Here is a 7,968-nt window from a genome sequence, read left to right on the forward strand (position 1 = left end):
CCCGTCATGAGCCCCGCCCCCCGTTCGCGCCGCCCGCTCCGCACCGCCCGCCTCACCGCGACGGCGCTGGCCACCACGGCCGCCCTCATCCTCACCCTCGCCACGCCCGCCAACGCAGCCACCCCGGCACCCGCTCCTGAGCCCGTGCCCTCTGCCACCGCTACGCCGACCGCGACGCCGACCCCGACCCTGACGCCGACGCCGGCCCCGACAACCGCTCCCACAGCCAGTCCCACACCCACCCCCACCCGCACCCCCGGCGCCCCCGTCACCCCCCTCGCCACCCGCACCGAGATCGAACCCAACGACACCCCCATCACCGCCACCGCCCTCCCGCTCGGCGACACCGTCACGGGCTCCGTCTTCACCGCCGGCCGCACCTACGAGTACGACTACTACGCCCTCGACATCCCCGCCGACGGCCGCCTCACCCTCGATCTCCGGTTCGATGAGAATCTCGGTGCCGGCAGCGCCTACACGCTCACCGTGCTCGACGACGCACGCAACTACCTCTACGACTACACGCTCGACGGCTACCAGTTCGACGGCAGCTTCCTGCGCGACCAGGCGACCTTCCTCGCTCAAGGCCGCTATTACGTGCAGTTGAGCGCACGCAACACCTGGGCGAGCTGGGGAAAGACCTACACCCTGACCGCGAGGAACTCCCCCGGTCTGGTCGAGACGGAGTTCAACAGCAACACCTCGTCGGCCGACGCCCTGCCGCTCGGCAAGACGCTCGGCGGTTCGTCGCTGGTGCACAGCACCTACGACTATGACTACTACGCCCTCGACGCCCCTGCCGCCGGCCGCCTCACTCTCGACTTCCGTTTCGACGGAGACCTCGGGGGCGGCTCCGCCTACGGCCTCACCGTGTACGACAGTTCGCAGAACTACCTCTACAGCTACGACCTCGACGGCTTCGACTCCGACGGCAGCTTCCTGCGCGACCAGGCCACTTACGCGGCCAAGGGCCGCTACTACGTGCAGATCTACGGCCGCAACACCTGGGCGAGCTGGTCCAAGCCGTACACCCTCGCCGCGCAGGTGACGCCCGGGCTGGTCGAGACCGAGCTGAACAACAATCGCGGCTCGGCCGACGCTCTGCCGCTCGGCAAGACGCTCGCGGGCTCCTCGCTCGCCCACGGCTCGTACGACTACGACTACTACGCGGTCGACGTCACGACCGCCGGCCGCCTGGGCATCGATTTCCGCTTCGACAAGAATCTCGGGGGCGGCTCCGCCTACTCCCTCGCCGTCCTCGACGACGCGCAGAACTACCTCTACAGCTACGATCTCGACGGCTTCGACTCCGACGGCAGCTTCCTGCGCGACCAGGCCACCTTCGTGGCCAAGGGCCGCTACTACGTGCAGATCTTCGCCCGTAACAGCTGGGCCAGTTGGGGCAAGCCCTACTCGCTCACGCTCACCAACACGCCCGGCGCGGTCGAGACGGAATTCAACGACACCTCGAATTCCGCCGACGCGCTCCCCCTCGCCACCACCGTCACGGGTTCGAGCCTCATCCACCGCTCCTACGACCACGACTACTATGCCGTCGACCTCCCCGCCTCCGGCCGGGTCACGCTCGACTTCCGCTATCCCGCCGGCCTGGCTGGTGGAAGCGTCTACGAGTTCTGGGTCACAGGCCCCACCGGCGCGCAGCTCTTTTCCCACACGTTCTCCGGTACCGAATTCGGCGGAGCGAACGGCCAGTGGCTGCGCGGCCAGACCATCGAGCTGCCCCGTGGCCGCTCCGTCATCACGGTCTTCGCGCGGCAGAACTGGTCGAGCTGGGGCAAGCCGTACAGTCTCACCGTCTCCTACCCGTGGAAGGCGACCCCCACCCCCACGATCTCCGGCACCGCGAAGGTGGGCAGCACCCTCACCGCGAAGCCCGGCACCTGGAACCCGTCACCCACTCTCAGCTACCAGTGGTTGCGGGGCGGCAAACCGATCTCAGGAGCCACCAAGCCGACGTACACGGCCACGGCGTCGGATGCGGGTGCCAAGCTGACCGTGTCGGTCACGGGCAAGAAGTCGGGCTACACCACCTCGACGAAGACGAGCGCGGCCGTCACCGTCGCCCCCGGCACCCTCACCGCCACCCCGACCCCCACGGTCAAGGGCACCACGAAGGCGGGCAGCACCCTCACCGTCACCACCGGCACCTGGACGCCCGCACCTGTCACGCTGACCTACCAGTGGCTGAGGGGCGGCAAGCCCATCTCGGGCGCGACGAAGTCAAGCTACACGCTCACGACCACGGATGTGGGCACCGCGATCACCGTCACGGTCACGGGCCGCAAAGCCGGCTTCACCACCGTGACGAAGACGAGCGCGAAGCTCGCGATCCCGGTTCCGGCCCTCAGCGCCACACCCACCCCGAAGATCTCGGGCACCGCGAAAGCCGGCAGCACTCTCACGGCACAGCCGGGCACCTGGTCGCCCGCGCCGGTCTCACTCACCTACCAGTGGAGCCGCAACGGCAAGGCGATCACCGGTGCGACGAAGTCGACCTACAAGCTCACGACGGCGGATGCGGGAACCACGATCACGGTGACGGTCACGGGCAAGAAGGCCGGCTACGCCACCGCGAGCAAGACCAGCGCGAAGCTCGCGATCCCGCTCGGCACCCTGACCGCCACGCCCACCCCGAAGATCTCGGGCACCCCGAAGGTGGGCAGCACGCTCACGGCTCAGCCGGGCACGTGGTCGCCCGCGTCGGTGGCGTTGCGCTACCAGTGGTTCCGCAACGGCGTCACCATCTCGGGCGCGACGAAGTCGACCTACAAGGCCGCCACCGCCGACGTGGGCAAGAAGCTCACCGTCGTCGTGGTGGGCTCGAAGGCCGGTTACGCCACGGTGAAGAAGTCGAGCGCCGCGGTGACGGTGAAGGCGAAGTGATGCGGCGCCTCCTGCTCGCTTCCCTCGCGTCGGCCGCCGTACTGATCACAGTCGCGGCCTGCTCCACGGGTGCGCCCGCACCCGACGATGCACCGGATGGCACCGCGACCGACTCGACGTCGGCCGCTGAAGCCGCCCCGAGCATCCGGGACTTCGATTTCGGCAACACCACCTGGCACCAGCTCATGGTGGCACCGAGCGCGGCGGCCCTCATCGACGGCACCGCGGCCACCGCGAACGGCACGCTGAGCCTCGGCGAGATCGTGTACGGCGACGCGAACGGCGACGGCGTCGAGGATGCCGCCGTGTCGGTGTCGCTCACGGGCGACACCTGGGCGTTCCACGAGTGGTACCTCTGGCTCACCGGCGCCGACGGCGTTCCCGTGCAGCAACCGGGTTCGATCTCGTCGGGCAGCCGCTGCGGCACTCTCGCCGAGAGCGTCACCCCGGGGCAGGGCGGGTTCGTGGTGGTGGAGAGAGTGCGCACCAGGGCCGATGAGGATGCGGGGCTGCCGTGTTCGGATCCCGGCACGGCGGTCGTGGAGCGGCTGGTCACGGCGCGCACCGCCGACACGCTCGACTGCGACTCCCTGGTGCCGTCGTCGCGCATCTCGAAGACCGCGGCCGAGGGGCAGTCCATCCAGTCAGGATCGCCCTCCCTCGTCATGATCGGGAGCACGACCGGTGAGCGCATCCCGCTCGAGGGCCTGCACTGCTCGATCGCCTCGGACTGCCTCGACGGCTGCGCCGGCGGCTGGGGATACGCCGCCATCGACGACGCCACTCGGGCGGCCAAGGAGGCCGATCTCGCCACGTTCGGGTTCACGGCCACCCCGAGCGGCACGGGCACGTCATACGCCTACGCGGGCGAGGCGAACTCGATGGAGACGGACTGGTACGGCTCGATGCACGACCTCTTCGACAGCGGCTACTGGTTCTACGACTACACCTACGCCTCGCCCGAGGTGGAGGTGCTGCGAGACATCGTGCTGGGCGCGCTCGGGCCCCAGAGCTGAGTGTCACCTGTTCTGGGTCCCCATCCCTGACGTGCGTCCGACACTCGGAGAGAACCCAGGGTCGGATGCTCGGGACTGGATAGGGTCGAGGTTCCACTGAGGAGGAACGCTCTGACCAGATCGCCCAAACTGCAGCTCGTCGCCGGCATCCTGCTCGCGCTCTATGTGCTCGGGGTGGCCTACGTGGTGTTCTGGCCCACGCCGGTGGACTCCGGGTCGCGGGGGGACCTGCTGCGCTTTCTGTCGGTGCTGCACGATCACGGACTACCGCGCTCGATCGGCTACTCGGAGGTGGAGTTCGCCGCGAACGTCGCGATGTTCGTGCCGCTGGGGGTGCTGCTCGGCCTGACGCTCGGGCCGCACTGGTGGTGGATCGCGCTCGTGGTCGGGATCGGGTTCTCGACCTCGATCGAGTTGCTGCAATACTTCTTCCTCCCCGAGCGCTTCGCGACCTACGAAGACGTGGTCGCGAACTCCTTCGGCGCCGCGCTCGGCACCGTCGTCGCGGGGGCGGTGTATTCGGCGCGGCCGTGGCGGCGGTCTCGCTTGTGAGAGAACGCGTGTGAGGACCTGAGCGATGACACCTCGGCCACGGTCTCTACAGTTGAGCGCTCCCGCTTGGATTTGCCACTGGGACTTCCACACAGGTGTTGCTTAGTCCTAGTATTCGCTGCATGGAGCCTCCAAAGCAGGTGCAGCGCCGCACCGTAATCTCAGCAGCTGCATGGTCGTTGCCTGTCATCGCCGTCACGGTCGGCACACCGTTGGTAGCGGCGAGCGTGACAGAGGACGTCGTAGTTGCGATCACCACGTATCCGCTCCTTTATGGTCAGCAGGAGGTGACGTTCACCGTATTCAACGACAGCGCCTACGAAACCCAGGGTGGCGTCACCTTCAGCATCTTCCGTCGCGGCCAGACGACCTTCACAGCCTCTCAGGTACCCGGGGGCTGGCCAACCGTGACCGAACGACAGAATCCCTCGTCCCTGAGCATCTCCGGGCGAAGGATGGCCGCCGGAGAGGCCTACACGGTCACCCTTGACGCCAATCTGATCCCCAACAGCGTTTACGGAGCAGTGCTCGAATACACGCTCATAGTCAACGGCATCATGCTCCACTCCAACGCGGTGGGACTCGACGAATAGCGGAGAAGCCAAGTTCTTGGACCGGTTTGCACAATCAATGGCCGCCCGTCGCACCTGTATCTGGGCACTGCTCGAGCGGACGGCTGGTTGGCCCTTCCCCCGCACTGGTGGCTCGAAGAACGCATCAACAGCGGTCGGTGGTGATCCACTTGCGAAACTCAGCTCGCGTCGGCAGAAAGAGCCTGCAGATAGGGCCGGCGTTTGGCATTTCGCGTGCCTGATTGGTGTGCCGCTAGCGTTCTCGCACATCGATCACGGGGAGCGGTAAAGGTGGCACATCAGTCGGAGCAGCCTGTGGGTGGCAATCTGAAGCCAGCGCTGTTTCATGATACCGAGCCCGAGAGGTGCCCGCTGTGCCTCACGCCAGGCGTGGACATGACTAAAGAAGACGTGTTCAACTCCTGGCTTCGTAAGTTTCTTGCGGACAAGTCAACGAATCCGACGGGCTTCCCACCGCGAGTAGTCATCCATATCTGTGAACGGTGCAACAACGAGCTGAGCCGAGTGTTCGACACGCCTGCGTCGAAGGTTCTAAAGCACATGATGAACCGGACTCCAGGAGTGCTGACTCGTGAGGAACAGCTAGTTGTGGCCCGCTGGCGCGTGAAGACTGATCTGCTGTACAACCTTCTCCGCACCGAGACCTTCTACATCGAGGGACCGGAGCCGAAGACTGACGAATCCTATGAGCGTGACCGCGCTATGGTGATGCGAATGCTCGACTCCGAGGGATCCGACCTGCCCGAAGCGAGCGTTAGAGTCGGAATTGTCGATCCGCTCAATACCACCACGCCTCCGAAGCTCCTGGCGCCCAATTGGCCAAAGGAGTGGAATAGTCACGTTCTCAGCAGCGTCGAACCGCTCGGCATTCTTCTCTTCGAGAGCGTGATCTTCTTTCCCGGCCAGCGCGTCGCCTTCACTAAGGACAACCCCCCTAGGGATGATTTCCCATATCTCGCACCGACGGTGAAAGAGTCGATCCGATGGCCATGCCAGGATCTTCCTGCTGGCACGACGCAGTCGCTTCGTCAGAAAGAGTGGAAGCACTCTCCCTTCAACATCGTGGGAAAGCATGACGTCTCCGTGATGTACAGTCCGGTGAGCAAGACTCTAATCAGTCCGTTTTCCACGCCCGCGCGAGAAGAGCAGTGATCTCGTCATAGAGGGTGTCACACGGACCCCCCCCCGCTTCGCTCGGCGATTGTGCGATGAGGCACATTCGCGCGGCGGGGATTGCTGATACCTCGGGCTGCTACTCTTCCCGCAACATCTACAACCCGGTGTGCACCAGCGATGTTGACATCGCATCGATGGATGGCTGTCAGATCACAAACAACGCGTACTTCGCGACCGAGCGCGATAACAAGACACCTCATTGTTCGACAGATGTGGCCCCCCAATGGGGAGATGCAGGGATCAGCGATCGGTCCGTAGTCTTCCGTTGGGGGTTGAAGATGAACCGAACGATGATGGGGATGTCGAAGAAAACGCTCGGCGCGGCAATTTCAGTGGCCGGCCTGATCGCTGTGTTGATTGTCCAGATTCCGCAGTCTGCAACAGCTGCGTCGTCGAAAGTGTCGCCTCCGATGACAGCAACGGAGGCGACCGTGTCGCCGTGTGCGGATGTGCTCTTCATCGGAGCACGCGGATCTGGAGAGAGTTACGACACTTTCGATGGCTACGGGCACATGGTCGCGAAGGTACGGGATGGTTTCGTTTCAACGTTGCGAACGGATGTGCGAGTTCGGCAGCTTGCCGTCGATTATCCTGCTCCTCCGACAGAGCAGGCCGCCAATGACGTCCGGGACGGCACTAATATATACTTCGATTCGATGGCCGAGGGCCGTCGCAAGATCGAAGATGTGATCGCTGACTCGCAGCAGAGGTGCCCGTCAGAGAAGCTGGTGCTGGCGGGATACTCGGCAGGTGCAGGCGTCGTTCATTCTGCACTTCTGACTTTTGGTGACGTAGAGAAGCTCGTCGGTGTCGTGTTGATCGCAGACCCCTCCCGTCACAAGAATCACGCGAACGCTGTCACATTCGGCAACCCGGCGAAGGTCGGCGGCCTGCTGTACGGGCTCGGTGTCCAGTTCGGCAGTATTCCGAAAGCGACGCGGATGAAGACGATTGAATATTGCCTGGCTTATGATCCCGTGTGCGATGTGGCGAACACGTCGCTCCTTGGGCCAGCATTTGTTCCTGCGGCTCTCGCACAGGTGGCGATCGGGAAGAGCATCCACGAGCAGTACGGTCGCAATCTTGACAAGAGTGGCGCCGAGATGGCGAAGGTGATGAACTCCATCAACGGCCCAAGGCCGACAATCGGAGGCAGCCCCTTCGGTGCGAACAAGTTGCTCACCGCAAAGATCGGCGCCTGGGCAGCTGAGTCCATCCCGGTGACCTATCAGTGGTATCGAGGGAACCAGCCAATCGCAGGCGCAACGGCACAGACCTATACGCCAGTATGGGATGACTACCTCACACCAAGTCCCACCCTGCGTGTCGTTGTCTCAGGGCCAGATTCCGGATACGCCAACCACACCATCAGTTCCGATCCGATCGCGCTCATTCCGACGCCGAACTACACCATCACGAAACCAACGGGTGGGGTCCTGCCATGGAACGGAACATTGAACGCCAAGACGGGCTCGTGGGATGCGTCGCCTTTTCAGATCGGATACCGCTGGTCAAAGTACGACTGTCAGGGGGAGGGGGCCGTCAACGCACCTGATGGCATCCCCGGCGCAATCAAGAAGTCCTACAAGATCGATGGTTCGGCTGACTACGGATGCATGATGAGTCTCAGCTTTTTCATTCGGGACGCCGATGGCTCAGTCTCCTGTCGGTGGCGGTGCAGTTCTGAACGGTTGTGGCGGTTGAAAAGTGAACGGTTGCGGGCAGTC

Annotated in this window: 6 protein-coding genes; all 6 read left to right on the forward strand. The window is 64.4% G+C overall.

All coding sequences use genetic code 11. The features are described 5' to 3' along the window. Window positions 1-6 precede the first annotated feature (6 nt). Window positions 7-2,904: a pre-peptidase C-terminal domain-containing protein gene (locus tag N1031_RS19730; protein ID WP_259481651.1), complete on the forward strand. Its 2,898-nt coding sequence runs from the start codon at window positions 7-9 to the stop codon at window positions 2,902-2,904. Then, entirely contained in the window at window positions 2,904-3,920 is a 1,017-nt protein-coding gene (locus N1031_RS19735) for a hypothetical protein (protein ID WP_259481652.1), read from the forward strand. The genes N1031_RS19730 and N1031_RS19735 overlap by 1 nt, the downstream gene beginning before the upstream one ends. A gap of 165 nt (window positions 3,921-4,085) precedes the next feature. Continuing rightward, window positions 4,086-4,472 (forward strand): VanZ family protein, encoded by a 387-nt coding sequence (locus N1031_RS19740; protein WP_259481653.1) that lies wholly within the window; start codon window positions 4,086-4,088, stop codon window positions 4,470-4,472. Window positions 4,473-4,594: 122 nt separating this feature from the next. Further along, window positions 4,595-5,065: a hypothetical protein gene (locus tag N1031_RS19745; RefSeq protein WP_259481654.1), complete on the forward strand. Its 471-nt coding sequence runs from the start codon at window positions 4,595-4,597 to the stop codon at window positions 5,063-5,065. Window positions 5,066-5,440: 375 nt separating this feature from the next. After that, a complete protein-coding gene (locus N1031_RS19750) occupies window positions 5,441-6,217 on the forward strand; it encodes a hypothetical protein (RefSeq protein WP_259481655.1) in 777 nt (258 codons plus the stop codon). A 56-nt stretch (window positions 6,218-6,273) separates the two neighbouring features. Continuing rightward, window positions 6,274-7,968: cutinase family protein (locus tag N1031_RS19755; RefSeq protein WP_259481656.1), on the forward strand; the 1,695-nt coding region annotated here is incomplete at its 3' end.

Origin of the sequence: Herbiconiux moechotypicola, assembly GCF_024979255.1 — a bacterium.
In the GTDB taxonomy this organism is placed as follows: Bacteria; Actinomycetota; Actinomycetes; order Actinomycetales; family Microbacteriaceae; genus Herbiconiux; species Herbiconiux moechotypicola.

Coding starts and splice junctions, on each gene's coding strand:
- N1031_RS19735 (WP_259481652.1), top strand. CDS start 2,904: ATGCGGCGCCTCCTGCTCGCTTCCCTCGCGTCGGCCGCCGTACTGATC.
- N1031_RS19730 (WP_259481651.1), top strand. CDS start 7: ATGAGCCCCGCCCCCCGTTCGCGCCGCCCGCTCCGCACCGCCCGCCTC.
- N1031_RS19750 (WP_259481655.1), top strand. CDS start 5,441: ATGACTAAAGAAGACGTGTTCAACTCCTGGCTTCGTAAGTTTCTTGCG.
- N1031_RS19745 (WP_259481654.1), top strand. CDS start 4,595: ATGGAGCCTCCAAAGCAGGTGCAGCGCCGCACCGTAATCTCAGCAGCT.